Source organism: Vibrio penaeicida (genome assembly GCF_019977755.1).
GTDB classification, from domain to species: domain Bacteria; phylum Pseudomonadota; class Gammaproteobacteria; order Enterobacterales; family Vibrionaceae; genus Vibrio; species Vibrio penaeicida.
In genome coordinates, this window is sequence record NZ_AP025144.1 from 1,236,963 (window position 1) to 1,262,755 (window position 25,793).

Consider the following 25,793-nt stretch of genomic DNA (forward strand, 5'->3'; position numbering starts at 1 on the left):
CGTTACAACGCGATATTCCTAAAAGAGTCGATTTGAGTCTATTTGATAAATTCGTTATTAGTTTTCTTTAGTTAAGCGTTTTTTTTGTAGGTCGGACTTTACAATCTCTAGAGCTGCCAGAGCGGTTTCAATATCCACTTCGTTCGACTCCAATAAGTAGATGAGATCAACAGCTAGCTTGATTTCGTCTGGTGCTGTATCTAAAGGAGAAGGAGAGTTGGAATGAGTCATACTTGATTACGCTCTCTATAGGTAATTTGGTTTTCAATTTTTAGCTTAGATTCTTGGCAGCGTTTAAGGCGCTGTTCTGCAGCTACCAGCGTTTGTTGAGCCTGACTCTGCATATATGCGGGAGCCGACTCAAGCGCATTGGACTTTTCGACGACGAGCTCCTTTAGCCGACGCTCCCATTCTTGGTGTTGTGCCATTTCTTGATAGAGCTGGTTGATTGGCTTCTGAAAATGGCTCGAATGCTTGATTTCACTTTTCCTGATCGTTTGCGTCGACAGCTCGCGCTGTATGGCTTCGAGCTGTGCCACCATTTGAGCCGTTAAATGCTCCGCTCTTAAAGGTGTTAGCCTTCCACTCTCTTGTTCTCTGATAATGGATTGAAAGGTGGATTCAAGCTCTTGGACACAAGGAACCAGTAAACGCGCTTTGCAGTGGAAAAGTCGCTCATCAAAAAGTGCCTGATGATGCTCGCCTCGTTGGCGGTCAAGTTGTGCCGCTTGAAGGCTTAACTGAGCAATATTTTCTTTCAGGGAACTGAAATTCTTCATAGAGTTACAAACCAAGCATCAAACGCCAGTTTACCAGCAAGTACAACCACGACGGTGACAAAGACAGGGCGAATGAATTTTGCTCCAAATTTGATAGCTGAATGAGCGCCTACGTAAGCACCTACCATTAAGCATACACCCATCGTAAGACCTAATACCCAATTAATGTGCCCTAAGAAAGCAAACATAACTAAAGAGGTAAAATTACTGGTGAAGTTCATGGCTTTGGCTAAACCGGAAGCCAGCAGAATGTTCATTTTGTACAAAGCCATACTGCTTACTGTCCAAAATGCACCTGTTCCAGGGCCTGCTACTCCATCATAGAAACCTAAAGTTAGGCTTTGTAGCCATTGTTTTTTCGTAAGGCTAGGGCATGGCTCTGGTACCGCATTATTTGATGCTTTCACTGGTTTGTGGAGGATCGTATATAAAGCGGTAATTAAAATAACAAGAGGCAGAACTTTCTCCAACCACTCCGTGCTGATGGCGTCGACGGCAAAGGTTCCTATGGTCGCACCTATGAGTGTGCCAATGAATGCCTTCTTCCAACATTCTGGCTTAAATAACCGCTTCTTATAGTAGGTGAGAGCGGCTGTAGAAGAGGCAAAGGTTGCTGCGAGTTTATTCGTTCCTAAGGCGATATGCGGAGGCAAACCTATCGATAGTAACGCGGGGACAGTAAGCATTCCGCCGCCACCAGCTACCGCATCAATAAATCCTGCAAGAAATGCCACAAGAGCGAGAACAACCAACATCGTTGGTTCTATAAATTCCATATGATTGCTTATTATTTGTTATTAATAATCGATACGTCTTTTGAATGGGGGTAATGAGTCTATTAAAGACTTGCCATAACGCTTTGTGACGAGTCGCCTGTCTAGGATGACGACTCTACCAGAATCTCGTTCCTTACGCAGCAATCTACCGACAGATTGAATGAGCTTTTTGCTGGCTTCTGGCACAGAAATTTGGAGAAATGGGTTTCCTCCTTTCCTCTCGATATACTCCGCATGAGCCTCTTCTACTGGAGAGGTGGGAACCGCAAAAGGAATTTTAGTAATAATTAGGTTTTCTAATAATTCACCAGGTAAGTCTAACCCTTCTGAAAAACTCCCTGTTCCAAAGAGAATGCTGGTTTTTTTCTTACTGCAGTAAAATTTATGTTTCTTGAGGATCTCGTTGCGCGAGGTTTCGCCTTGGACTTGTAGCATCCATTTATTTTTCTTTGCGAGTTTCTCTATACCTTGCTCTACTTTATTCATTTGCCAATAAGAGGCAAACAAAACCAAGTTGGCCTTCCCCTCTTCTATATAGGAGGGAAGAGTTTCAATTAAACAATCGGTAAACTCGCTGGCTTGTGGCTCGAATTTAATTTTAGGTATGTAGAGCTCACCCTGATTTTGGTAATCAAAAGGAGAGGCGAGTGCAAGAAATTGTGTGCCGTCTTCCTTTTTCTCGCTGATCCCCGTCTGACGGCAGAAAAATGAAAAGGAGTTGAGGGCTCTCATCGTGGCAGAGACCAAAACAGCACCCGCGCAGCGACTCCACAATAGTTGGTCTAGTTGCCAGCCTACCTCTAACGGAGATACCGATATAATAAAGTCGCCCTCTCGCTCTTCCGAGGTTTCGACCCATCGAGCTAATGGTGCACCTTTCTCTCTTGTAGGCTCTGCCATTAAATGCCAAACCTTCGATAAATTTTCGTATCTTTGCAAGAAGAACCCAATCTCAGCCAATGCGGGCTCAGCTAAACGATTTGATAACTCTCCTTCTTTTACGCGCTCGGAAATTAAATCGGCGATCTTAGCTAGAGCTTGCGCGCCCTTTTTACTCGCTTTCTTAAGTTCCTGAGATTCATTTTCTAGCCATGTCGGTAGCTCGCCGTGCTCAAAGCGGTAACTTTTTTCAACAAATAGCGAAGGGTCGAATTGTTTCGCCAGTTGGTTGAGGCTGGGTATTAGATGTTGTATCGAATCTTGAAGCTCATTTCTAAATCGACTTACTCGCTTGTCATCAGCTAGGGAGCACAGCTTTGCAGACTGTGAATTTAACTTCTCTAACCAAGACGCCACTCCTTTTAAACTTGCCGAAGCAGATGAGTGATCACGTGCCACTTTAGGGAGGTGGTGGGCTTCATCAAAGACAAAAATAGTCTGTTCAGGCTCCGGAAGAATAACTCCGCCTCCTAATTCAGCGTCTGCCATGACTAAGCTGTGATTTGCGATAATAACGTCGACTTTATCTAACTGAGAGCGTGCTTTTTGAAAAGGGCAGTCGCGGTGAGAAGGTAATGTTGCATTACAGCTGTGTTTGTCGCTGACAATACGTGACCATAAAATATCTGATATAGGGGTTGACCATGAGTCTCGCTCCCCATCCCATTTATTTGAACTTAATTGAGAGTACATTTGCTGCAACGTTTCTATATCGCTGCTCGATGGCTTGTTTTCAAAAATAGCGATTTGTTGATCTGAGCTCCCACTTGCTATGGCTAGTTTTTCAGCACAGCAATATCTTTGCCGACCTTTTGCTAATGCAAATGAAAACGGAACATCGCTAATTCTACGAAATAGTGGGAGGTCTTTGTGAACCAGTTGTTCTTGTAGCGCAACTGTTGCGGTAGAGATCACTACCTTCTTCTTACTAAAAGACGCAAAAGGGATGGCACTCATTAAATATGCTAAAGACTTACCGATTCCTGTTCCAGCTTCGGCAACAAGCATTCTATTTGACTTGTGATACTGTCCTGCCAATGTGCGAGCAATCTCTGATACGAGATAGTTTTGTGCCCGTCTTGGTATAAAGTTTTCTAAATGATTTTGCAGATTGCTATAGCTGCTGCGAATGGACTTTTGAATCGTTGTATTAAGCATTTTCTGCCTCTGATTTAACCGCGCGAGATTGTAGCACAATCCTGCTGTTGCATGTGTTTTCGTCAGAATGGCGTGCTTTTTAGGTAAATCTAGATCTCAATCACAAAAAAAAATTGAACGATCATGGGGTTAGGTAAAGTCGTTAAAAAGTATAGATAATAATATCAAGAAACCCTATTCAATAGAATTATCGGCTAAATTTGTTGTGATAAGTTTGATTTATTAATTTTTTGTGCTGAAAAAATAAAAACAACAGGAAAAGATTTTTTATGAAAATGTGATGTGATTTCACTCTAAAAGTTTATGTTGTCAATGTAAGTCATTGAATTTTATTTATTTACGATTTTTTATTTTTATTTTTTTAGTCATTTGACATGTAGCGGATTCTTCTGCAATCTTAACATCGAAATTTAGAGGAGTTGTGCCTTAAGCAAATGCTCGAGAACCGACTCTAATAAAACTAAATAAGGGAACCGAAAAGGAATTCCCAGCTAAGAAAAGGCAGTGGATTATTATGAAAAAGACTCTAGTAGCTCTAGCAGTTATGGCGGTTGCAGGTTCTGCAAACGCTTCTATCGAACTTTACAACAAAGATGGCGTTACAGCTAACCTTAAAGGCGACATCGAAGTTCGTTACAAGAAAGGCTTTGCTAAAGATGGCGCAAAGCACTCTGACGCAGAACTAACTCAAGAAGTTGATGATGCGGATTTCGCATTTGACCTACGTTACGCAGTGAACGACGATCTTCAAGTAGGCGGTTTCTTCGAAGTACAAGACACTGGTTCTAAAACTGGTGACGCGTACATCGGTTTCTATTCTGCTTCTATGGGTGACATCGTATTCGGTCGTACAGCAACTATTCTTGATGACCTAGGTATTGGTAGTGACTACCTATTCGGTGTTACATCTAAAGTAGATAACTTCGACTTCTCTGGCGATGAAGTTGTTAAGTACACCCTTGATAAGGGTCAATTCTACGGCGGTATTGCGTTTCTTCAAAACAAATCTGCTGATCACGAAAAGCTAAAAGACGCGGATAGCAGCCACGTTGATGCTAAGCTTGGTGCACGTTTTGGTGATCTAGATGTTCAAGGTTTCTTTGGTAAAACTAAAGGCGTTAAGACTGGTGGTGATTTAACTATCCTAGCATTGGAAGGTGCTTACACTATCGACGCACTTAAGCTGGAAGCTAGCTTTAGCCAAGGCAAACTTGATGAGTCTGGTTCTACAGTTAAAACTAACATCGTAGGTGCAGCTGCTACTTACACTATGGATGCCTGGACTTTCGGCGCTGGTCTATCTAACTCAAAAGCTGATACAGATGGTGCAGATGCAGTTAATAATTCATTCATCAATGCTGGTTATGCTCTAACTTCTAATGTAACAGCTTACGCAGAAGTTGGCTTTACTACAGCTAAAGATACTGAAGACAAAAATGGCACTGGCTACGGCTTCGGTGTTAAAGCGTCATTCTAATTCGCTTTAAAGTATTGTATAAAAGCCACCTTAGGGTGGCTTTTTTATTATGGAGGATTCATGAAGTTTAGGAATACGTTTATCGTTCCTTTGACAATGTGCTTTTCTACTTTTTTAAGTGCAGCGCAGTTAGAGCTAAAATCAGGTGTCGACCTTTTGGTATTGAATGGTATGGAGAGTTCAGAGTTTGAAGAAGGCTTCAAGCTATCTGAAGGGACCAATCAGGCTGTAGTTAAAATGTCCAAATCTTTTGGGACGGGTGGAAGTAAGGATATTTTTACCTCCAACCCATATATTGTGTCTTTCCAATCAAGTGGTAAAGACATTACGATTGCACATCCTAAAGTTTATAGTGTTCAGCATGCTCGTAATACTTTTAATAAAAGCCCCGAGTGGTTAGTGTATGAAGACGGTAACTTGATTGAAAGTCAGTCTGTTTTTTTAGAAGGGAAAGGGGGCTTTGTTCCTTATTGGGATGTGAAAGCACTAGTTCGCGATTATAACGAGAAGCAGGGCATTTCATTTTCAGCGACAACTGCTGTAGTAGCTGCGACGACAAAAGCAGCCCCAGTCGCTAAGCCTCAAAAATCGGTTGCTAAAGCGGCTCAAGGGGAAAAACCTCAGACGTTAGAGCAATTGCAAGCTTGGTACTTGAAAGCGTCCAAAGAGGAGCGTAAGGCTTTTCGTAAATGGATGATCGACCAAGAATAAAGAATTATATAATGAGAGCGGCTATTGCCGCTTTCTTGCTTTTTAAGTCTTCTCGTTTCATTCGTACGAATTAACCTCTTACTGGAAAGGGCATGAAGTACAGTTTTCATTTAATCCAATGGGTTATGCTGTTCTTATCCAAAGCTGATGTTAATGAAAGTCTCTTGATTGTGTTTTTAATTTGGATAAGTGGTTGGTCATGTCAGTCAGTTTTCCAGCAATTACATGTATAACTTCCCCTTCTCGTTCTAGAATCCCTTTTACCTTTAGAATCTTTGCCGTAAGGTAAGCTTGTTTTTGGGCTCTTGCTGTTGCTCCCCATACAACGACATTCACGTTTCCAGTGTCGTCCTCTAACGTGAAAAATGTGACTCCGGCGGCTGTGCCGGGAGATTGTCTGCCTGTCACTAAGCCAATCACAGTGATCAGAGATTTATGCGGCTTATTAGAGAGCTCTTGCATCCGCGTGAATTTCGGCAGCATACCTGCATTGGTTAACAATGTGACAGGGTGCTGGTTTAAAGAAAGCCCTGTAGCGGCGTAGTCTTCTGTTAAGGTACTGAAATCGTCAGGCTGATAAAAGTAGCGGCTATCTCGCTCTTTCTGTGAATGAAACAAGGGGAGGTCATTGGCACTATCCATTATCTTCCAACGTGCGGAGAAACGATTACCAGCAAATGATTTTAGTGCATCTGCAGAGGCGAGAGTTTCTAAATCTTTACGTTCGATTCCTATACTTTTCAAATCTGAAGTGTGTTGATAACCTGAATGAGGGCGGCGGTGAACGATTCTTTCTGCGGTCTCTTTTTTTAGTCCTTTGATTAGCCTCATCCCTAATCGAATATGAAAACTATCGTTATTTCTTACTACTAAATGATCGTAGCCTGAATAATTCACACAAATTGGTTTTACATTAATCCCATGCCTTCGAGCATCTTGGACTAGCTGAGAGACACTGTAAAAACCCATAGGGTGGCTGTTCATTAGTGCCGTATAGAAAGCCTCAGGATAGTAATATTTAAGCCAAGATGAGACGTACGCAAGGACTGCGAAAGAAGCAGAGTGGCTTTCAGGAAAACCATACTCACCAAATCCACATATTTGGTCAAAGAGCCTTTTCGCGAACTCTTCTTGGTAACCTCTCTCTAGCATGCCATTGATGAGTTTGGAACGGAACTGCATCAATTGACCACTTTTTTTCCACGAGGCCATTGCTCTTCGAAGTTTATCGGCTTCTCCTCCTGAAAAACCAGCTGCAACCATCGCAAGCTTGATCACTTGTTCCTGAAATATGGGTACACCCATTGTTCTTGATAGAACATCTTTGACGGCTTCCGATGGGTAGGTGACTTCTTCAATGCCATTACGTCGCTTGAGGAATGGATGAACCATGTCGCCTTGTATTGGACCTGGGCGGACGATGGCGATTTGAATGACTAAGTCGTAGTAATTCTTGGGGCGTAATCTAGGCAACATGCTCATTTGAGCGCGAGATTCTATTTGAAACACACCGATGGTATCGGCTTTTTGAATCATGTTATAAACGTTAGGATCATCTTGCTTTCGAGTAATATCTGCAATGCTCAATTCGATGTTATGGAAAGATTGGATCGTTTTGAAGCACTTACGAATTGCCGTTAGCATCCCTAACGCTAAAACATCGACTTTGAGCAGTCCCAAGCTTTCGAGATCATCCTTGTCCCATTGGATGACCGTACGTTCGTTCATTGCTGCATTCTCAACAGGAACCAATTCATATAAAGGACCTGATGAGATAACAAAACCGCCGACATGCTGAGAAAGGTGACGCGGGAACCCAAGTATTTCATTGACCAATTGAATGAAAAGCTGCCCTTGATAAGCATCAGGGTCGAGACCTAGCTCGACTATTTGCGCTTGCCAGTTCAATTCTTTATCTCGCCTATTCACATTCTTTATAAAGAACTCGAGTTGCTCTACTGAGATCCCTAAAGCCTTACCCACTTCTCTCACCGCGCTTTTAAATCGGTAGGTGATGACGGTAGCTGAGAGAGCAGCGCGACTGCGACCATATTTCTGATAGATATATTGAATGACTTCTTCGCGTCGTTCATGTTCAAAATCGACATCGATATCGGGTGGCTCATTACGCTCTCTACTGATGAATCTTTCAAAAAGCACTGATATTTTCCGAGGATCGACCGCTGTGATTTCTAGGCAGTAACAAACAACAGAATTGGCGGCAGACCCCCTACCTTGATAGAGAATTTTCTTTCGTTTGGCAAACATGACAATGTCATAGATGGTTAGGAAGTAAAATGGGTAATTTAACTCTTCAATTAAAGCCAATTCTTTATCGATAAGTTTTTGTATATTGGGTGGAATGCCTTGAGGAAAGCGGCGTTTGCTGCCTGCTTTTACTTGCTCTTTTAGATAAGCTATTGCCGTGTATCCATTTGGAACCAGTTCGCTTGGGTATTCGTATTGAAGAGAACCTAAGTCGAAACGACAACGCGAGAGAATACGTTCGGTTTCAATATACCACTCTTTCTTGAAGATTCTTTGAAGCTTTTCTTTCGAGCGAAGTGAATGCTCACAATTGCTTTGGAGTAATCGACCAGCGTTGCTGACGTTCGTACCATGCTTAATCGCGGTCAAAGTATGCTGTAAAGGGAGCCTAGCTGCACTATGCATGAGGACACCACCACAAGCCGTTATCGGAATATGGTATAAGGCGCTAAGGTGTTCGCAGTGCTGTATGAACGCATGGTCATCGTGTTGGAGATGGCGTTGTAGACCTATCCATAGTTTTTGTGAGTGGTGTTTCGTTAACCATTTTGCCCAATGGAAGTCACAATCTTTATGGGTTGGTAGCCAGATAATCAAACAATGCTTTGCTGACATGATATCCCACTCGGATAAACTGTATTCCCCTTTAGGACTACGTCTTCGTGCATTTGATATAATTCGGCATAACTCACCATATCCCTGTCTATTTGTGGATAGCAGGATTAATTCAAGCTCATCTCCCATTCGAAATAATGAGCCAACAACGAGTTTTAGTTGCAACTCTTGAACTTGTATCGCCTTATAAGCTCGTACTACACCAGCAACGGAACATTCATCGGTAATGGCAATCCCTGAATATTGTAAGAAATCAGCTTGTGCAACTAACTCCTCTGGGTGAGAAGCCCCCTCTAAGAAGGAGAAATTAGTTTGGCAAAACAATTCGGTATAACTCATAAGAATCCTAACTGAATATTCCGTGTAGAAACCACTGTTTTTTTGGTGTTCTGAATACCCAAAGCCAGCGACCATCATGACTTTGCACAATAAAATAATCTCGAATCACTGGGTTATTATCCCACCAGCCGGTGGCAACCCTTTCAGGACCATGTGCTATGGATACTTCATCTGTCAGCCGCTCTGGGTGTGGAAGGAGAATACTTGGTCTAAGTTTGGGTTTGAATAAAGGGTCTTTCAGTTGTTCAGAGAGAGGAGAAGAGTATGAATTAGCAATTTCTGGTCGGGGATCTGGGGCAATACTGGGTCGGCTCACAGCCTTTTTACCTAGTTTCGCTTCTAATACTGACATTAACTCTAGTGCCGTTGTCTTGCCCTGTTGCCCTGTAAATAGGTCGGTGTTGAAGTTGGCTTGTTGCTCAACTCGTTTAGTGCTCAAGCTTATTGCTATTACGGGAGAACGGATTGAAATAGACTCTAAGGTGAGCTTAGATAAGTTTATCCAATTAACAGCTAGATATTCTCCTTGTGCAGAGCTTATTATAAAGCTGGTGTTCTGTTTATTCCTGAGAAACAAAACAACTTCAATTTCATGAGCGATTTGATCACGTAATTTAAGGAAATGTTCCAACTTTTTCAGTAATTTACTTAGCGGTTTTTCGAGCCATTGGACATTTTCTATTTCATATAATAGATCGAGAGAATATTTAAAGGTTTGCTGTGGATGATAGAATTCAACTGGATGCTTAAACCTACCCGTTACTTTTCCTATATAGTTAATAAGATCTATATCAAAACGCTTAGCAATATCAGCCATTGGTATGGCTAATAGGTCATCGAAAGTTTCAATACCTACGCGGGAAAGTTTTTCTACTGTTTTATGGGGTAGTCCACTAACCGATAAAGACAATGCATAAAGTTTCTTTTTTAAGACTTCTTTATTATCTGTAATTAAATGTGTTTTCTGTTGAGAAAGTATTTGTGCTGAAAATGGGGAAAATCCAGTTGAATAGTCATAGCGTATATTAAAAGATTGTAAGTGAGACTGAATGATTGACCAGTAATGTTCAATATTAGAATACAACGAAAGCATATCGCTGATTTTCAAAAGAATTCCATTTGGCTCAAACAATGTGATGTCTGAGGTTATTAAGTAAAGCCACCGTGCGATTTCCTTCAATTTTGTTTGTTCAATATGGGGATCGTATGAATGAACTTGTAAATCGTGGCAGAGCGATGCAGCCGTTCCAAGCCCCATACCGAGTTTTAATCCTGAGGTATAAGCATGAGGTGTAAGTTGTACGATTTGGTGATCGTTATTAATGATGGCAAGGTTGCCATCATAGGCTGAGCCACAAAATGAAGAATCTAGCTGTAGATGAGTAAAGTTCAGGTAAAGCCACAGCATAATTTATCCTCGTTTTAGAAGAGGAAAGGTAATGATGGTATTATCTGTGGGAGCCTTAGTTAAATTCACCCAGTTATGGGACATGTCTATGTATAAGACTGTTCTACCTAGACCTCCCTTTCGTTTATTGATTGTAATGTTCAAACCTTTTGAGTGAGCCTCAAGACTTAAACTAAGTGATACAGGTAGAGGAAAGGCTTGTTTTTGTGGTTTGAAGATAATAAGTGAGCAATTACCATTTTCACTCGCCATTTGTAACCGTTTTACTTGATGTATTTCTAACGTGTCACGCCATAGTAATACATGAGAGCAAGCCCCACTTTTCAATGATTGTTCGGCAGCCCATAAAGCTTCCTTGTAGTTTCTTGGCGAAATAACAACAATCCTGTCAAGTTTATAGCCTTGTGCTACGAAAAACTCTCCACATATCTTTCCGGGAGGGTGAATAAAAACTCTGAGTCTGTTGTCTGCAGTATTGCTTAAAAATGCATCTAGCAATCGTAGCTCACCGATACCAGTAGCAGTATCTATTTCGATGACCCCTTTACTTGGAAAGCCGCCGCCTAATTTGTTATCTAGTTCGGTATAGCCTGAAGAGATAACATCTGCATGATGTGATGTGTTTACCCCGTTCCATAGTAAGTTTTTATGCTTTAGTGTCTTTATTATCTCATGCATTCCCATAAGCCTGTATGTATGTACAGTATTTATAGTATATGCATTCAAGAGGAAGCGGCAAGAACTTTCTGCACTACTGAGCTTGTAGAAGAAGAAAGTACAAATAAATCATAAATGTATGACTCAGGTGTTTTCTTCAAAAGGGATGATAATGAAATGAGCTTAGATGAATATATTTTAAATGAAATAGCTTGAATGGTTATCAATAATATAAATATATGCAGTTTGACGTTAATCGATGTAATGCAAATAGTGGCATTAAAAAAGCCGAAATTTATATAAATTTCGGCTCAATATATGAAACACTGGTGTATAGAATCGAGGGACATGCCCAGTGCTGCAATAATTTTTGTAACAAAGTGAAAGCTAGATTAGGAAATCATCCAAAGCTTTACCTGAATCCAAGTGAGCTTGAATTGCAGAAGGAGTACGACCTTGACCTGTCCAAGTCTTTTCTACGCCATCAACAGTGTATTTGTATTTAGCTGGGCGAGGATCGCGCTTTTTCTTCGCTTTAGATTTTGTTTCTCCAGATAACGCTGCAATAAGGTCATCTACATCGATACCATCTTTAGCAATCATATTTGCGTATTCAGCTAATTTAGCTTCGCGTTCAGCTTTTTCTGCTAATTCTGCAGCTTCTACTTCACGACGTTCATCAACAACGGTAGTTAATTTATCTAGCGCTTCTTCCAAGTGCTCAAGCGGTAGATCACGAGCAAATGCTCGTAGACTGCGAATATTAAGCAGGGTTTTTGCAATATCTGACATGTTCAGTCCCATTCTTATTTTAGTAAACGTACACAATAATAACAGTGTAAGACGAGAATACAATATAATTTTATTTCAAATATATCGAAATTCAAATACACATTTCTAAAAATATATTTAATTACTTATTTAGCAGAATAGAATACGTCAATATTTAATACGCTAAATGTCAGAAAAGTGTAAGTGTAAGGCATATAGACGTTCAATCTAGTCGAAAGTTTCATCAAGTTGATTAAAACTTGAAATTATATGTTGCAAAAAGCTTTTGCATCCGTAGAATGACTCGCACCTGATTTAAGTGGTGGATTTTTAATCAATCCAGTACTTAAGGTAGAGGCGCAGTAATGATCAGTATGTTTCAAGAGGGTGATACCTAAGAGGGAAACAGAAAGGTGTTATTGCCGAAGTATTGAAAGCCATCATTCTTCAATGCTGGGGTTATATCCGAATAGGTATAACACTGCCATAGTCTATATTGTTGTTAAACTATGGAGCGCTACTGTGGGGTTGGGTGAAGTGTTCACTTCCCTTTCGCTTGTTCAACTTAAGGTATATATAATACCGACTACAGTAGATCTCTAACCAAATATTGGTTTCTGAAGATCATGAATTTATTAGATTTTGCATCGTCCCCCCTTTCATTGTTGCCACCGCTTGTCGCTTTAGGGCTAGCTATTATTACTCGTCGAGTTCTTGTCTCATTAGGTATGGGCATTCTTCTTGGTGGTTTACTGATCACTGACTATTCAATTACTGATTCCATTAAATATATATGGGACAAAGTATATGGCGTAGTTATTGAAACTAATGAAGTTACTGTTGATGGTGTAAAAGTAGAAGAGAGTAGCCTTAATAGCTGGAATATGAGTATTGTTGCGTTTCTTTTATTATTAGGAATGATGACAGCTTTACTTACCTTGTCTGGTGGCACTCGGGCATTCGCTGAATGGGCACAAAGCCGCGTGAAAAGTAAACGTGGTTCTAAATTACTCGCCGCATTTTTAGGTGTTTTTATTTTTGTTGATGATTACTTTAATAGCCTAGCCGTCGGAGCAATATCTCGCCCAGTCACGGATCGTTTTTATGTATCACGTTCTAAACTTGCTTATATTCTAGATTCCACTGCAGCTCCGATGTGCGTGTTAATGCCAGCATCTAGCTGGGGCGCTTATATAATGACTATCATTGGCGGGATTTTAGTCACTCACGGGTTGACGGATTATTCTTCTGCGCTGAGTGCTTACGTCAATATGGTTCCAATGAATTTTTATGCGGTATTTGCACTGCTGATGGTCTTTGCTGTGGTGTGGTTCCAGCTAGACGTTGGACCGATGCGTAAAAAAGAAATTGAAGCCTCTCAAGGAATGGGATTTGATGATGCAAATAATCAATCCAGCAGTGAATTGAGTGAAGACCTTGATATTAGCGAAAGTGAAAAAGGTAGAGTTGCCGATTTAATTATGCCAATTGTTGCTTTAATTCTAGCGACAATATTTTTTATGCTATATACCGGAGCAGAATCACTCACTGAATCAGGTAAAGAATTTGATCTGTTAGGTGCGTTTGAAAATACCGATGTAGGTGCATCTTTATGCTATGGCGGTCTGATTGGTTTAGCGACAGCACTTATTACCGTCTTCCGCCAGAAAATTGAATTATCTCAAATTGCTCGAACTTTATGGATCGGTGCTGGTTCAATGTTCGGTGCTATATTAATTTTGTTTTTTGCATGGACAATTGGTTCTGTAATAGGTGACTTAAAAACGGGCACTTACTTGTCTTCGTTAGTACAGGGCAACATCAGTGTTCATTGGTTACCTGTTATTTTATTCTTGCTATCTGGCTTGATGGCATTCTCGACAGGAACTTCTTGGGGAACATTTGGCATCATGTTGCCTATCGCTGGTGATATGGCTGGTGCGACAGACTTAGCGTTGATGCTTCCTATGCTGAGTGCCGTTTTAGCTGGTTCTGTATTCGGAGACCATTGTTCTCCAATTTCTGATACGACGATTCTATCTTCGACGGGGGCTCGTTGTAATCACATTGATCACGTTGCAACGCAATTGCCTTACGCATTATCCGTTGCACTAGTATCTTGTGTTGGATTTGTTGTTCTAGGAATGACGTCATCCATTCTATTCTCATTCGCCGCTGCGAGTGTGACATTTGCTGTGGTATGTGGTGCTTTAAGTGTTATTTCCAAACGCAAACAAAGCCCAGCTAAGGCTTAATTACTAAGTTCAATAGCTCTTAATCAAAAGAGCAGGTGAAAACCTGCTCTTTCTCTATCCACTCTTCTTCTATCTATTCGTTTTCTATCTACTCTTTTCTATACATCTTCTGTAATGTCGCGAGGCAGCTTCTCGCTGAATCTCTCGTTGCTTTCTCTACTGCTTGTATTGAAATGTATGCCACATTAGCCAAAGACGTTTCATTTAAACTTTCTGCTGAGATATCTTCACAACTTTCAGGGACAGATTGATAAGTTGCATCAGGGAAGGCATGGGTTACTACATCTGCGTAATTTTGAAGTTGTTCGGATGTCATGTTTTTTACTGGTAGAGCTTCCAGTTCCTCATGGGTATAAGCCAATCCATCACTGTTAAAAGGACGACCTTCGAGGTTGTGTGGTGAAATTTCATATGCGGCTTCAGTAACATAAGGGAAATCCCAAGAAGGTGGTTCAGGGTAACCAGCATTATGAGAAGTAGTCGTATCGGATGTACAGCCTGCTAATAAGATAGAAGCGCTTGCAGCCATTAATACCTTAAATTTGTTTATCACGTTTGTATCCTTAGGTAGAGGTAATAATATTGTTGTAAATATTTTGAATGGTGTTTTATTGTTGGGCAATACAAGAACATCGCATTTAATTACCAACTTGATGCATTTGTTTAACAGCTTCTAAGGACAAACAGAAAAAGTGTCATTGCCGAGAAGACAATTTTTTTCGAATAGAGTCTTGCAAATCCAATTGAGCTTAGTTAGTGTGGAGTTAACTCAAGGAGAAACTAAATATGCGTAAAAGTGTAATGAACATTCATCACCATCATCATCCTGACTAGTCTTTCGGGAGGTTTACGCATACCCGAGAGGCTCAGAACTCTCGGTGGTTGAATCAGAAAATACAGATTTAAACCCTCGGGAGAGAAAACTCCCGAGGGTTTTTTCATTTTTAACGACTTATAAAATATTAAATATTCACTAAATTTCGCATAGGGACATCGTAATGCAAACACAACGCCTAAGAATTGCTATTCAAAAAAAAGGACGCTTGAGTAAAGAGTGTCTAGACCTACTTAAAAAATGTGGCGCTAAGTTCAATATCATGGGGGAGAGACTTGTCGTTCACTCTGAAAACATGCCTATCGATCTTCTGCTTGTGCGAGACGACGATATTCCAGGGCTTATCATGGACGGTGTTGTCGACTTAGGCTTCATTGGCGAAAATGAATTGGAAGAGGTGCGTTTAGACAGAAAAGCGCTAGGGGAGCCTTGCGAATTCGTTCCGCTTCGTCGTTTAGACTTTGGTGGCTGCCGTTTGTCCATCGCTATCGATAAAGATGAAGAATATAAAGGTCCTCAAGACCTTGCGGGTAAACGTATTGCAACGACGTATCCTCAACTACTAAAAAGCTACATGGATGAACAAGGCGTTGAGTTCAGCGCTTGTGTACTGACTGGTTCTGTTGAAGTTGCACCGAGAGCAGGGCTTGCTGACGCTATTGCTGATCTCGTCTCAACAGGTGCAACGCTTGAAGCCAATGGTCTTAAAGAAGCAGAAGTTATCTTTAAATCTAAGGCGACCCTGATTCAACGTAAAGGTGAGTTCGAAGCAGACAAAAAAGCTTTGATTGAAAAGCTGCTGACTCGCATGCAAGGCGTTTTACAAGCTAAAGAATCTAAGTACATCATGCTACATGCCCCAACGGATAAGCTAGAACAAGTCAAAGCTTTACTTCCAGGAGCTGAAGATCCAACCGTGCTTCCACTGTCTGCTGAGCAAAACCGCGTTGCTGTACATCTTGTTAGCACTGAAAACCTGTTTTGGGAAACCATGGAACAATTGAAAGAGCTTGGCGCCAGCTCAATTTTGGTACTGCCAATTGAAAAAATGATGGAGTAATGGGATGAGAACCGTAGTTTGGCAATCATTAAGTGAACAGCAACAAGACGCTGTTCTAGAGCGCCCTGCCATAACGGAAGGGGCGAATATTACCGCCGCTGTTTCTGATGTTATTAAGAAAGTGCGAGCAGGCGGTGATACTGCTCTTATCGAATTGACTCAAAAATTTGATGGTGTCACTCCAGATTCAGTTCGAGTGTCTAAGCGGGATATTCAGGCAGCTTCAGATCGCCTTTCTAGCGAGATGAAACAAGCGCTAGAACAAGCGTATGCCAATATCTCAATGTTCCACAAAGCACAAAAGCCCCAGCCGATTAAAGTCGAAACTCAACCAGGGGTGGTTTGTGAACAAGTGACTCGCCCAATTAACACCGTCGGGCTATACATTCCGGGTGGTAGTGCTCCGTTGCCCTCGACCGTGCTTATGTTAGGCGTACCAGCTAAAATTGCTGGGTGCCGTAAAGTCGTATTGTGTTCGCCACCTCCGATTGCTGACGAAATACTTTATGTCGCACAGTTGTGTGATATCGATGAGGTATATAATGTGGGAGGTGGGCAAGCGATCGCCGCGATGGCATATGGTACTGATTCTGTAAGTAAAGTGGACAAGATTTTTGGCCCCGGCAATGCGTACGTAACAGAAGCAAAGCGTCAGGTAAGCAACGATTTTCGCGGTGCGGCTATCGACATGCCAGCAGGTCCATCAGAAGTGCTTCTTATTGCCGATGAAACAGCAGAACCGGATTTTATCGCTGCCGATTTACTGAGCCAGGCTGAACACGGACCAGATTCGCAAGTGGTTTTGGTTACCCCTTCTCCTGTTATTGCAGACAAAGTCACGGACGCTGTTCAACGTCAGTTGAAAGCGCTTTCCCGTGCTGAAATCGCAGAGCAAGCATTAGGTTCAAGCTTGATTGTTATCGCTGAATCTCTAACACAATGTGTCTCTATTTCGAACTTTTATGGTCCTGAACACCTGATTGTTCAAACGAAAAACCCACGTGAACTGCTACCGCTTCTAGATAATGCAGGCTCAATTTTCCTTGGGGATTGGTCACCAGAATCTGCAGGCGATTATGCTTCAGGTACCAACCACGTGCTGCCGACATACGGGTATACCCGCACCTACTCAAGCCTTGGCTTAGCTGATTTTTCAAAGCGTATGACAGTGCAAGAGTTAACATCGGATGGTCTGAAAATTTTGGCTCCAACTGTTGTCACGATGGCGGAAGCTGAAGGGTTGGATGCACACAAGCGTGCTGTCACTATTCGTATAGAAAAGCTACAAGAGGGAGAGTCGTGATGGAAAAGTTGGCTCGTAAACAGGTTCAAGCACTGACCCCTTATCTTTCTGCCCGAAAAATTGGTGGTACAGGGGACGTTTGGCTCAATGCGAACGAATCGCCTTTTAATAATGAATACAAAACAGACTTTGCCCGTCTGAATCGCTACAGCGAATGCCAGCCGAGAGATCTCATTGAAGCGTATGCCGCTTATGCTGGGGTTAAGCCAGAGCAAACACTAACATCACGCGGTGCAGATGAAGGCATCGAATTATTGATTCGTGCTTTTTGTGAACCCAATGAAGATGCCATTCTCTACTGCCCACCCACCTATGGCATGTATGCCATTAGTGCAGAAACCATTGGTGTTGAGCGGAAAACAGTGCCGTTGACACAAGATTGGCAGTTGGATCTGAAGGGAATCGAAGAAAACCTAGCGAACGTAAAACTGGTTTTTGTCTGCAGCCCTAACAACCCAACTGGAAATTTAGTCAAACGCGAGGACATTGTATCCTTGCTTGAAATGACTAAAGATCGCGCCATTGTCGTGATGGATGAAGCGTATATTGATTTCTGTCCAGAAGCTTCAACCACTGATCTTTTAGCGCAGTATCCTAACCTGGCTATTTTACGTACGCTTTCTAAAGCTTTTGCACTAGCAGGGCTTCGCTGCGGATTCACATTGGCAAATGAAGAGCTGATCAATGTGCTATTGAAAGTCATTGCACCCTATCCAGTGCCAGTTCCTGTTTCGGAGATTGCCGTTCAAGCGCTTTCTGAAGCAGGGTTAGCCAGAATGAAATTCCAATCGTTAGATCTGAATGCAAACCGTGCCTATCTTCAAGTGGGTCTCAGTATGCTGGAAGGGGTTGAAGTTTTTGAAGGGTGGGGTAACTACCTATTAGTTAAATTTGAAGATGGCGATGCAATATTCCAAGCTGCATGGGACAGCGGAATCATTCTACGAAACTCTCCCATTGAAAACTGCGTACGCATTAGCGTAGGAAATCGTGATGAATGTGAAAAAGTTGTCGCTTTTATTCGCAATCAGTTAGCTAAAAATGTCGCTTAAGAAAGGAAATCGTAGTGAGCAAGCAACAAAAAATTCTATTTATTGATCGTGATGGCACTTTAATCGTAGAGCCACCAGAAGATTTTCAGGTTGACCGTCTCGATAAATTAAAGTTCGAACCGTTTGTGATTCCTAGCCTACTGGCTTTGCAGGATGCGGGCTACCGATTGGTTATGGTGACGAACCAAGATGGACTCGGCACAGACAGCTACCCTCAAGAAAATTTCGATGCGCCACATAATATGATGATGGAGATCTTTGAGTCACAGGGGGTGAAGTTTGACGATGTTCTAATATGTCCACACTTTGACGAAGACAACTGTTCTTGCCGAAAACCACAACTGGGGATGGTGAAAGAGTACCTTCAAGGTGGAAAAGTGGATTTTCGAAGCTCAGTAGTGATTGGTGATCGCGAAACGGATCTTCAATTGGCTGAAAACATGGCCATTCGCGGAATTCAGTATAACCCAGAAACCATGGGATGGCGGACTATTCTAAAAGATCTGACCGTGAATGCGCGTGTGTCTGAAGTGGTTCGTACAACCAAAGAAACCGACATCAAGGTAAACGTTAACCTTGATGAGCAAGGTGGGAACGACATCAAAACAGGCTTGGGCTTTTTTGACCACATGTTGGATCAAATCGCGACACACGGCGGATTCCAAATTAAATGCAGTGTGGACGGTGACCTGCACATTGATGACCACCACACCATTGAAGATACTGCGCTGGCGTTAGGGCAAGCATTAAAAGAAGCGTTAGGAGATAAGCGTGGTATTGGTCGTTTCGGCTTCAGTTTGCCAATGGATGAATGCTTAGCGCAATGTGCGCTGGATTTGTCGGGCAGAGCTTACCTCGTCTTCGATGCAAAATTTAGCCGTGAAATGGTTGGCGACTTTTCAACGGAAATGGCGGAACACTTTTTCCGTTCTATAGCGGATTCTATGGCTTGTACCTTGCACCTATCTTCTACCGGTGAAAACGACCACCATATTGTAGAAAGCCTATTCAAATCGTTTGGTCGTACACTTCGCCAAGCCATTAAAGTAGAAGGTAACGAATTACCAAGCAGCAAGGGCATGCTTTAAAGGGGAAAGACACGTGACAGAACAAAGAGTCGTCATAATTGATACTGGATGCGCCAATGTGTCCTCTGTGAAGTTCGCTATTGAACGTCTAGGTTATAAAGTCACCATTTCCAAAGATCCTGAGGTGGTACTCGCAGCGGACAAGCTGTTTTTGCCTGGTGTCGGAACCGCAAGTGAAGCCATGAAAAACCTTCGAGAGCGAGATCTGATTGATCTCGTTAAGAAGGTTGAGAAGCCGCTACTTGGTATTTGTTTGGGTATGCAGCTGCTAGGAAAAGTCTCTCAAGAGAAAGGCCAGCAGGCGAATGAGTCGGTGGAATGCCTTGGGCTGTGTGACGGTGAAGTCAATTTGATGGAAACGGGCGAGCTACCTTTACCACATATGGGGTGGAATACAGTTTCAGCGAAAGCAGGGCACCCGCTGTTCAAAGGTATTGAGGAAGGTGAATATTTCTATTTTGTGCATAGCTTTGCCATGCCAGTAGGTGACTACACAATCGCCAACTGTGACTATGGAAACCCGTTCACCGCAGCGGTACAAAGTGGTAACTATTATGGTGTGCAATTTCACCCAGAACGTTCTTCTAAAGCCGGCTCTAAGCTCATTGAAAACTTTCTGAATTTATAAGGGAATTATAAGTGATTATTCCAGCTCTCGATTTAATTGAAGGTCAAGTCGTTCGCCTGTATCAAGGGGATTACGGTCAAGTAACCGAATACAAAGTAGACCCAGCTGAGCAATTTAATTTGTACCATCAAGACGGCGCGGATTGGCTGCATTTGGTCGACCTGACCGGCGCAAAAGATACATCGGCACGCCAGCTTGATTTGATCGCCAAGCTGCTGGCAAGTACCCCAGCAAACATTCAAATTGGCGGTGGAGTAAGAAGCGAACAAGATGTGGTCGACTTACTGGAAGCCGGAGCCCAGCGAGTTGTGGTTGGTTCTACTGCGGTAAAACAACCTGAACTGGTAAAAGGTTGGATGGAGAAATACGGTGCAGAGAAAATCGTTCTAGCACTCGATATTAATATTGATGAAAACGGCGTACGCAAAGTCGCTATTTCTGGTTGGCAAGAAGATTCAGGTGTCACTATTGAAGCGCTTATCGATGATTACTTAACTGTCGGTTTAACGCATGTGCTTTGTACTGATATTTCTCGTGATGGGACATTGGCTGGCTCGAATGTAGAGCTTTATGTGGACCTATGTAAACAATACCCGCAAGTTCAGTTTCAATCGTCCGGTGGTATCGGGTCACTAGCAGATGTTGAAGCCTTAAAAGGCAGTGGAGTCGCTGGTGTGATTGTTGGACGTGCTTTATTAGACGGTAAATTTACAGCAGAGGAGGCATTTGCATGTTGGCAAAACGAATAATTCCGTGCCTTGATGTTCGAGATGGTCAGGTGGTAAAAGGGGTTCAGTTCCGCAATCATGAGATCATTGGTGATATCGTTCCTCTTGCCCAAAGATACGCTCAAGAGGGCGCCGACGAGTTGGTGTTTTATGATATTACAGCATCGAGTGATGGTCGCGTGGTCGATAAAAGTTGGGTCGCGCGCGTAGCAGAAGTTATCGATATTCCCTTTTGTGTGGCTGGTGGCATTAAATCAGCAGAAGACGCAGCTCGAATCTTAGAGTTTGGCGCAGACAAAGTGTCCATTAACTCTCCTGCTTTAGCAGATCCTTCCCTCATCACTGAGCTTGCCGATAAGTTTGGTGTTCAGTGTATTGTCGTCGGTATTGATTCCTACTTTGACAAAGAAACAGGTAAATATCAGGTTTATCAATTCACAGGCGATGAAGCCCGTACAAAAGCGACGCAATGGGAAACCCGAGATTGGGTTCAAGAAGTGCAAAAACGCGGCGCTGGCGAAATCGTCTTGAACATGATGAATCAAGATGGTGTAAGAAATGGATACGATATCGAGCAATTGAACATGGTTCGAGAAGTCTGCAATGTACCATTGATCGCTTCTGGTGGGGCGGGCGCTATGGAACACTTTGCCGAGGCATATCAAGCGACGAATGTGGATGGAGCTCTTGCGGCATCGGTATTTCACAAACAGGTCATCAATATTGGTGAACTGAAAAAGTATTTGAAGAAAGAAGGCGTAGAGGTGCGATTATGAGTTTTGAATCAACTGAAGTCAGTGCACTGTCTGAGCGCATCAATTGGGACAAAGTGGATGGTTTGGTTCCAGCCATAGTGCAGGACTTCCAGTCTAGCCAAGTCTTAATGATGGGTTACATGAATCAAGATGCGCTAGCGAAAACAGGTGAAACGGGTCAGGTGACTTTTTTCTCTAGAACGAAAGAGCGTTTGTGGACCAAAGGTGAAACGTCGGGCAACGTCCTAGCATTAAAAAATATCTCATTAGACTGTGATAACGATACGTTACTTGTAAAGGTCGATCCTGTTGGACCTACTTGCCACAAAGGCACTACGACGTGTTGGGATGGTGATCCTCAAGAAGAGTCACAAATGGTGTGGCTTCATCAGCTTGAGCAGCTATTGGCTGCCCGCAAGAATGCCGATCCAGATTCTTCCTATACTGCCAGCTTATACGCCCGTGGCACCAAGCGTATTTCGCAAAAAGTGGGCGAAGAAGGGGTTGAAGTTGCGCTTGCGGCGACGTCGGGCGACAAGGCGGAGTTAGTCTGTGAGTCTGCCGATTTGATATACCACTTGTTGGTGCTATTGCAAGATCAAGGTTTATCGATGGACGATGTGGTTAATAAACTGAAAGAGCGTCACAAATAGCATTCTAATCGTTGTTTTTAGAAGCCTCTACGTCAGAGGCTTCTTTCTCTTCTTTCTCTTCTTTCTCTTCTTTCTCTTATTTGTTTCACCTATTTGCGAAGTACAGCTAGCCACAGCATTTCTTAAATTTCTTGCCACTTCCACAAACACATGGGTCGTTTCGTCCAACTTTAAGGTTTTTAATGGGCTGACTCAGTCTAGGGTCAGGACCTTCAGAGGGCTGAGTTTCCTCTTCTGGAAAAGTCCCGTCGACGTAATACCACATGCCATTTTCACGAAGGAATCGAGAGCGTTCACCTAAACAGTATTGTTGGTTATCTTCATTGAAGTAAGCTTTAAACTCGACGTAACCCTCGTCAGCATGGCTGCCGCTTTCGGTGTTGATCACTTCCAGCTTACACCAGTCACTTTCTACCGAATTAGCAATCCCTTCTCTCTGTTCATCGGCATTTTGTGATGGATGATAAGTATCAACAACGAAATCCACCATTCCTTTAACGTGTGCACTGTAGCGAGCACGCATCAACATTTCAGGTTGGGTGGCAGCTGCGTGATTTAAGTGGACGATTTCACAGCAATCTTGATAAGAACGAGAGTTTCCACATGGGCAATTAGACATAGCACTTCTACCAGATAGAGCGTAGTAAGCTAAACCGAAGTGCACCTTCAATTTAGCCTACAGTTTATTTTAGCTAGGAGGCTATCACGCTTTAAAAATGAAAGGTAGAGAGTGGTATGTGTTAATCTACATCCATTAATTCTTGAGACCAACTAATTGCCTCTCGGTAACAATCAGCCACACAGTTTTCACTTAAATTCAGTTCAGTTCGCTTACTTACTGCCGTTGTCCAATCGGCACGTTCAAACGCTTTAACCAGTGTATAAATGTCACCCAATATACCCTGTTGGTCCAATAAAGCGTCTTTAACCTTTTGGTCTACAGGAATAGATTGGAGGATTTCCTCCATGGATTGATCTAATAAAGAATCCAGTAAAGACAACATACCAGTTAAAAATGCGAGACTTTTATCCGCGTCACCTCGATAGCTAGACGCGACCAATTCGGAGAATCTCGCTCTTGTTATCGATAAGGTATAAAGCGTATTGGGTTTCCCTTCATTAGTATTTGAAACAGCAACCAAAGATATGAATTTTCTCAGTTTATCTTCACCCAAATAAACCAACGCTTGTTTGAATGACTTTATCTCATTTGAAACGCTAGATGATGAATTGACATAGCGCAGAAGCTTGTATGAGAGAGAAACATCCGTTGCGACTAAGCGTTCAATTTCGGTGTAGTTGATTTGGTCACTAGAGATTTCTTTACACAGTTGAACAACCGTTAATAATGCTGGTTCAATAGCGCGATGCTGTATCATTTCAGGCTTTGCAAAAAAGTAACCTTGGAATAACGTAAACCCAACGTCTTTAGCATGCTGAAACTCATCATAAGTCTCCACTTTTTCTGCCAAAAATTGAATCTTTGAGTTCTTAAGCTTTGAAATAAAATAAGCCGCCTTACTGATGGGGACGGTGCGAATATCAAATTTGATGATGCATACTAATGGCAAGAAGCGCTTCCATTCTGGGCTTGGAACAAAGTCATCCAGAGCGATCTTATAGCCAAGTAAGTATAAGTCTTTAAGCGCTTTATAAAGCTCGTCCGTAGGTTCACAATCTTCCAATACTTCAATAATGATAGAGCTACGTGGAAAGAGAGCCGGAATCTGGCTGATCAAACTTTCATAGGGGAAATTCACAAACCCTTTTAGGGAGCCTAAATTGTTTTGATTTGGGCTCAAGAACTGATCGCTAAATAATCGTTTTGTTGCGAGTTCCGGTTCGATATCTGGAAACGTGTTCTTAGGACCATCACGAAATAACAACTCGTAACCCATAGTCTTGAGGTCGAGGTCAAATATGGGCTGTCGTGCAACATAAGAGTATTTCAATGGTATTACTCACGTCTAATTATTGGAATGGCGCTGTATAATAATCAGACGAAAGAAATTATCTATATTTAGCTCAATAGACTGTTACACTGTGTTACGTAGAGAGCGGTTTTAGCTGTGGCTTTAGCGCAAAAGAAATCCGTTTTACCCCAGATTCATCGTAAGCTAACGCGTAGCCTTCCTTGTACCAATCTCCTAATACAACCCTTTTCCCATGGGCGTTTTTGAGCTCAATATTGTGTTCATCTGGTCTATGGGTATGGCCATGTATCATCAACAGAACGTTATACGAATTCATGACACGTTCCACTTCAGATTCTGTGACATCCATGATATTCAGAGCTTTTGATTTCTTGTCACTTCGGGTTTTATTTTGAACGTTTTTGACAATTTTCTTTCTTAGAAAAAGAGGGACGCTTAAGAATAATTTTTGTAGCCATCGTTGATGTACTTTTTTCCTGAATTCTTGGTACTTAACATCATCAAGACATAATGTATCACCATGAAGAAGCAGAGTAGGTGTACCATAAAGGTTGATTTTTGTTTCTTCAGGCAAAAGCTCAACACCGGTCTCTTTGCTGAAACGGCTACTGATTAGAAAATCACGATTTCCGTGAATGAAGTAACAGCAAACGCCAGAGTCTGTGAGAGACTTGAACGCGCTGATAATTGATCGGCTGAACGGCGAGTTATCATCATCACCAATCCAGAAATCGAACAGATCACCTAATACGTATAGCTTTTCAGCCTTAATAGCGTGATGTTCAAGGAAATAAAAAAAACCTTCAGTGATTTCAGGGTGGGCAGGAGATAAATGCAGGTCAGAAATAAAAAGAGTGGTCATAAGCCTTAGAAAAGGGAGCTAAAAGCTCCCTCAATTGATTATTCTTCGATAGTTGTGCCAGTGATAAGCACTTCTTCAAGAGGAACGTCTTGGTGCATGCCCATTGAACCGGTAGCAACGTCTTTGATTTTGTTGACTACGTCCATGCCTTCCACAACTTCACCAAACACACAGTAACCCCAGCCATCTAGGCTTTCAGATTTAAAATCAAGGAAAGTGTTGTCGTTCACATTGATGAAGAACTGAGAACTTGCAGAATGCGGTTCCATAGTACGAGCCATAGCAAGTGTACCCACTTTGTTGCTCAAACCATTGTTCGCTTCGTTTTTAATTGGAGCGCGAGAGTCTTTTTCACGCAAGCCTGAAGTCATACCACCACCTTGAACCATGAATCCATCAATGACACGGTGGAAAAGAGTGTTGTCATAAAAACCGTCACGGCAGTACTGTAAAAAGTTAGCACTGGTTTCTGGTGCTTTTTCATCATTAAGTTGGATCTTGATGTCACCAAAGTTTGTGTGAAGGGTGATCATGATTACTTCCTTTAAAATTAATGGGAATGGATACAGAATTTTAGCGTAACTTCAAATTTACACAAGCGATACCCGAACGAAGATACCATGGGCAAAAGTTGTTCGATTGGAACGAAATAACATTTTCAACGGCGATTTCTGAAACTGAGCTATTACTTAACCTCAGCTGTCTTGTTATACTCATGCGTCCTAAAACTCACCAATTGATA

General features: G+C 42.2%; 24 protein-coding genes, 1 riboswitch and 1 other annotated feature. Of the genes, 11 read left to right on the plus strand and 13 right to left on the minus strand.

The window, feature by feature from the left end; all coding sequences use genetic code 11:
- Nucleotides 1-57: 57 nt before the first annotated feature.
- Genes rsmS through dinG form a run of 4 tightly spaced genes read right to left on the minus strand, consistent with a single transcriptional unit; the run spans nt 58 to nt 3,652 of the window.
- Nucleotides 58-231 carry a pleiotropic regulatory protein RsmS gene (gene rsmS, locus LDO37_RS05825; protein ID WP_126606440.1) on the minus strand — a complete coding sequence of 58 codons (174 nt, stop codon included), beginning with the start codon at nt 229-231 and terminating at the stop codon, nt 58-60.
- Nucleotides 228-779 (minus strand): primosomal replication protein, encoded by a 552-nt coding sequence (locus LDO37_RS05830; protein WP_101112055.1) that lies wholly within the window; start codon nt 777-779, stop codon nt 228-230. Before LDO37_RS05830 ends, rsmS begins: the two co-directional genes overlap by 4 nt.
- On the minus strand, nt 776-1,555 hold the full coding sequence (locus LDO37_RS05835) for a TSUP family transporter (RefSeq protein ID WP_101112056.1): 780 nt from the start codon (nt 1,553-1,555) through the stop codon (nt 776-778). The genes LDO37_RS05830 and LDO37_RS05835 overlap by 4 nt, the downstream gene beginning before the upstream one ends.
- A gap of 21 nt (nt 1,556-1,576) precedes the next feature.
- A complete protein-coding gene (dinG, locus tag LDO37_RS05840) occupies nt 1,577-3,652 on the minus strand; it encodes an ATP-dependent DNA helicase DinG (RefSeq protein ID WP_126606441.1) in 2,076 nt (691 codons plus the stop codon).
- A 514-nt stretch (nt 3,653-4,166) separates the two neighbouring features.
- On the opposite strand from dinG, the gene LDO37_RS05845 reads away from it, so the two are divergent.
- Both LDO37_RS05845 and LDO37_RS05850 read left to right on the plus strand, forming a co-directional pair.
- Complete coding sequence (locus LDO37_RS05845; protein WP_126608169.1) at nt 4,167-5,129, plus strand: porin; 963 nt, start codon at nt 4,167-4,169, stop codon at nt 5,127-5,129.
- A gap of 60 nt (nt 5,130-5,189) precedes the next feature.
- Entirely contained in the window at nt 5,190-5,840 is a 651-nt protein-coding gene (locus LDO37_RS05850) for a YccT family protein (protein ID WP_126608170.1), read from the plus strand.
- Nucleotides 5,841-5,990: 150 nt separating this feature from the next.
- On the opposite strand, the gene LDO37_RS05855 is transcribed toward LDO37_RS05850, so the two are convergent.
- The 4 genes from LDO37_RS05855 to LDO37_RS05870 form a co-directional block, all read right to left on the minus strand.
- Entirely contained in the window at nt 5,991-9,062 is a 3,072-nt protein-coding gene (locus LDO37_RS05855; protein WP_126608171.1) for an error-prone DNA polymerase, read from the minus strand.
- Between the two features lie 7 nt (nt 9,063-9,069).
- Nucleotides 9,070-10,470, minus strand: a complete 1,401-nt coding sequence (locus LDO37_RS05860; RefSeq protein WP_224055352.1) for a Y-family DNA polymerase — start codon at nt 10,468-10,470, stop codon at nt 9,070-9,072.
- A gap of 3 nt (nt 10,471-10,473) precedes the next feature.
- Nucleotides 10,474-11,148, minus strand: coding sequence for a translesion DNA synthesis-associated protein ImuA (gene imuA / locus LDO37_RS05865; protein ID WP_126607783.1), 675 nt, complete (start codon nt 11,146-11,148; stop codon nt 10,474-10,476).
- Nucleotides 11,149-11,514: 366 nt separating this feature from the next.
- Complete coding sequence (locus tag LDO37_RS05870) at nt 11,515-11,919, minus strand: H-NS family histone-like protein (protein ID WP_101112063.1); 405 nt, start codon at nt 11,917-11,919, stop codon at nt 11,515-11,517.
- 323 nt (nt 11,920-12,242) lie between these two features.
- A riboswitch (Lysine riboswitch) is annotated at nt 12,243-12,426 on the plus strand.
- A gap of 98 nt (nt 12,427-12,524) precedes the next feature.
- On the opposite strand from LDO37_RS05870, the gene LDO37_RS05875 reads away from it, so the two are divergent.
- Nucleotides 12,525-14,153, plus strand: a complete 1,629-nt coding sequence (locus LDO37_RS05875; protein ID WP_126609050.1) for a Na+/H+ antiporter NhaC family protein — start codon at nt 12,525-12,527, stop codon at nt 14,151-14,153.
- Nucleotides 14,154-14,241: 88 nt separating this feature from the next.
- On the opposite strand, the gene LDO37_RS05880 is transcribed toward LDO37_RS05875, so the two are convergent.
- Nucleotides 14,242-14,706 carry a hypothetical protein gene (locus LDO37_RS05880; RefSeq protein WP_126609049.1) on the minus strand — a complete coding sequence of 155 codons (465 nt, stop codon included), beginning with the start codon at nt 14,704-14,706 and terminating at the stop codon, nt 14,242-14,244.
- Between the two features lie 256 nt (nt 14,707-14,962).
- Nucleotides 14,963-15,095 (plus strand) — a sequence feature (His leader region).
- Between the two features lie 56 nt (nt 15,096-15,151).
- Between LDO37_RS05880 and hisG the strand changes: the two genes are divergently transcribed.
- Genes hisG through hisIE form a run of 8 tightly spaced genes read left to right on the plus strand, consistent with a single transcriptional unit; the run spans nt 15,152 to nt 22,255 of the window.
- Nucleotides 15,152-16,048: an ATP phosphoribosyltransferase gene (gene hisG / locus LDO37_RS05885; RefSeq protein WP_101112069.1), complete on the plus strand. Its 897-nt coding sequence runs from the start codon at nt 15,152-15,154 to the stop codon at nt 16,046-16,048.
- Between the two features lie 4 nt (nt 16,049-16,052).
- Nucleotides 16,053-17,351, plus strand: coding sequence for a histidinol dehydrogenase (gene hisD, locus LDO37_RS05890; RefSeq protein WP_126607189.1), 1,299 nt, complete (start codon nt 16,053-16,055; stop codon nt 17,349-17,351).
- Nucleotides 17,351-18,403, plus strand: a complete 1,053-nt coding sequence (gene hisC, locus LDO37_RS05895) for a histidinol-phosphate transaminase (protein ID WP_126607188.1) — start codon at nt 17,351-17,353, stop codon at nt 18,401-18,403. Before hisD ends, hisC begins: the two co-directional genes overlap by 1 nt.
- Nucleotides 18,404-18,417: 14 nt before the next feature.
- Entirely contained in the window at nt 18,418-19,491 is a 1,074-nt protein-coding gene (gene hisB / locus LDO37_RS05900) for a bifunctional histidinol-phosphatase/imidazoleglycerol-phosphate dehydratase HisB (protein ID WP_126607187.1), read from the plus strand.
- A gap of 13 nt (nt 19,492-19,504) precedes the next feature.
- On the plus strand, nt 19,505-20,119 hold the full coding sequence (hisH, locus tag LDO37_RS05905; protein ID WP_126607186.1) for an imidazole glycerol phosphate synthase subunit HisH: 615 nt from the start codon (nt 19,505-19,507) through the stop codon (nt 20,117-20,119).
- 11 nt (nt 20,120-20,130) lie between these two features.
- Nucleotides 20,131-20,868, plus strand: coding sequence for a 1-(5-phosphoribosyl)-5-[(5-phosphoribosylamino)methylideneamino]imidazole-4-carboxamide isomerase (gene hisA, locus LDO37_RS05910; RefSeq protein ID WP_126607185.1), 738 nt, complete (start codon nt 20,131-20,133; stop codon nt 20,866-20,868).
- Nucleotides 20,850-21,623 (plus strand): imidazole glycerol phosphate synthase subunit HisF, encoded by a 774-nt coding sequence (hisF, locus tag LDO37_RS05915; protein WP_126607184.1) that lies wholly within the window; start codon nt 20,850-20,852, stop codon nt 21,621-21,623. Before hisA ends, hisF begins: the two co-directional genes overlap by 19 nt.
- Nucleotides 21,620-22,255 (plus strand): bifunctional phosphoribosyl-AMP cyclohydrolase/phosphoribosyl-ATP diphosphatase HisIE, encoded by a 636-nt coding sequence (gene hisIE / locus LDO37_RS05920; protein WP_126607183.1) that lies wholly within the window; start codon nt 21,620-21,622, stop codon nt 22,253-22,255. The genes hisF and hisIE overlap by 4 nt, the downstream gene beginning before the upstream one ends.
- Before the next feature lie 106 nt (nt 22,256-22,361).
- On the opposite strand, the gene LDO37_RS05925 is transcribed toward hisIE, so the two are convergent.
- From LDO37_RS05925 to LDO37_RS05940, 4 genes are all read right to left on the minus strand, one after another.
- A complete protein-coding gene (locus tag LDO37_RS05925) occupies nt 22,362-22,874 on the minus strand; it encodes a YchJ family protein (RefSeq protein ID WP_126607182.1) in 513 nt (170 codons plus the stop codon).
- A 121-nt stretch (nt 22,875-22,995) separates the two neighbouring features.
- The gene (locus LDO37_RS05930; protein WP_126607181.1) at nt 22,996-24,207 is read right to left on the minus strand and encodes an EAL and HDOD domain-containing protein; all 1,212 of its coding nucleotides are present in this window, start codon (nt 24,205-24,207) and stop codon (nt 22,996-22,998) included.
- Between the two features lie 94 nt (nt 24,208-24,301).
- On the minus strand, nt 24,302-25,051 hold the full coding sequence (gene lpxH, locus LDO37_RS05935) for a UDP-2,3-diacylglucosamine diphosphatase (RefSeq protein ID WP_126607180.1): 750 nt from the start codon (nt 25,049-25,051) through the stop codon (nt 24,302-24,304).
- Between the two features lie 38 nt (nt 25,052-25,089).
- Complete coding sequence (locus tag LDO37_RS05940; protein ID WP_101112091.1) at nt 25,090-25,584, minus strand: peptidylprolyl isomerase; 495 nt, start codon at nt 25,582-25,584, stop codon at nt 25,090-25,092.
- Nucleotides 25,585-25,793: the final 209 nt, after the last annotated feature.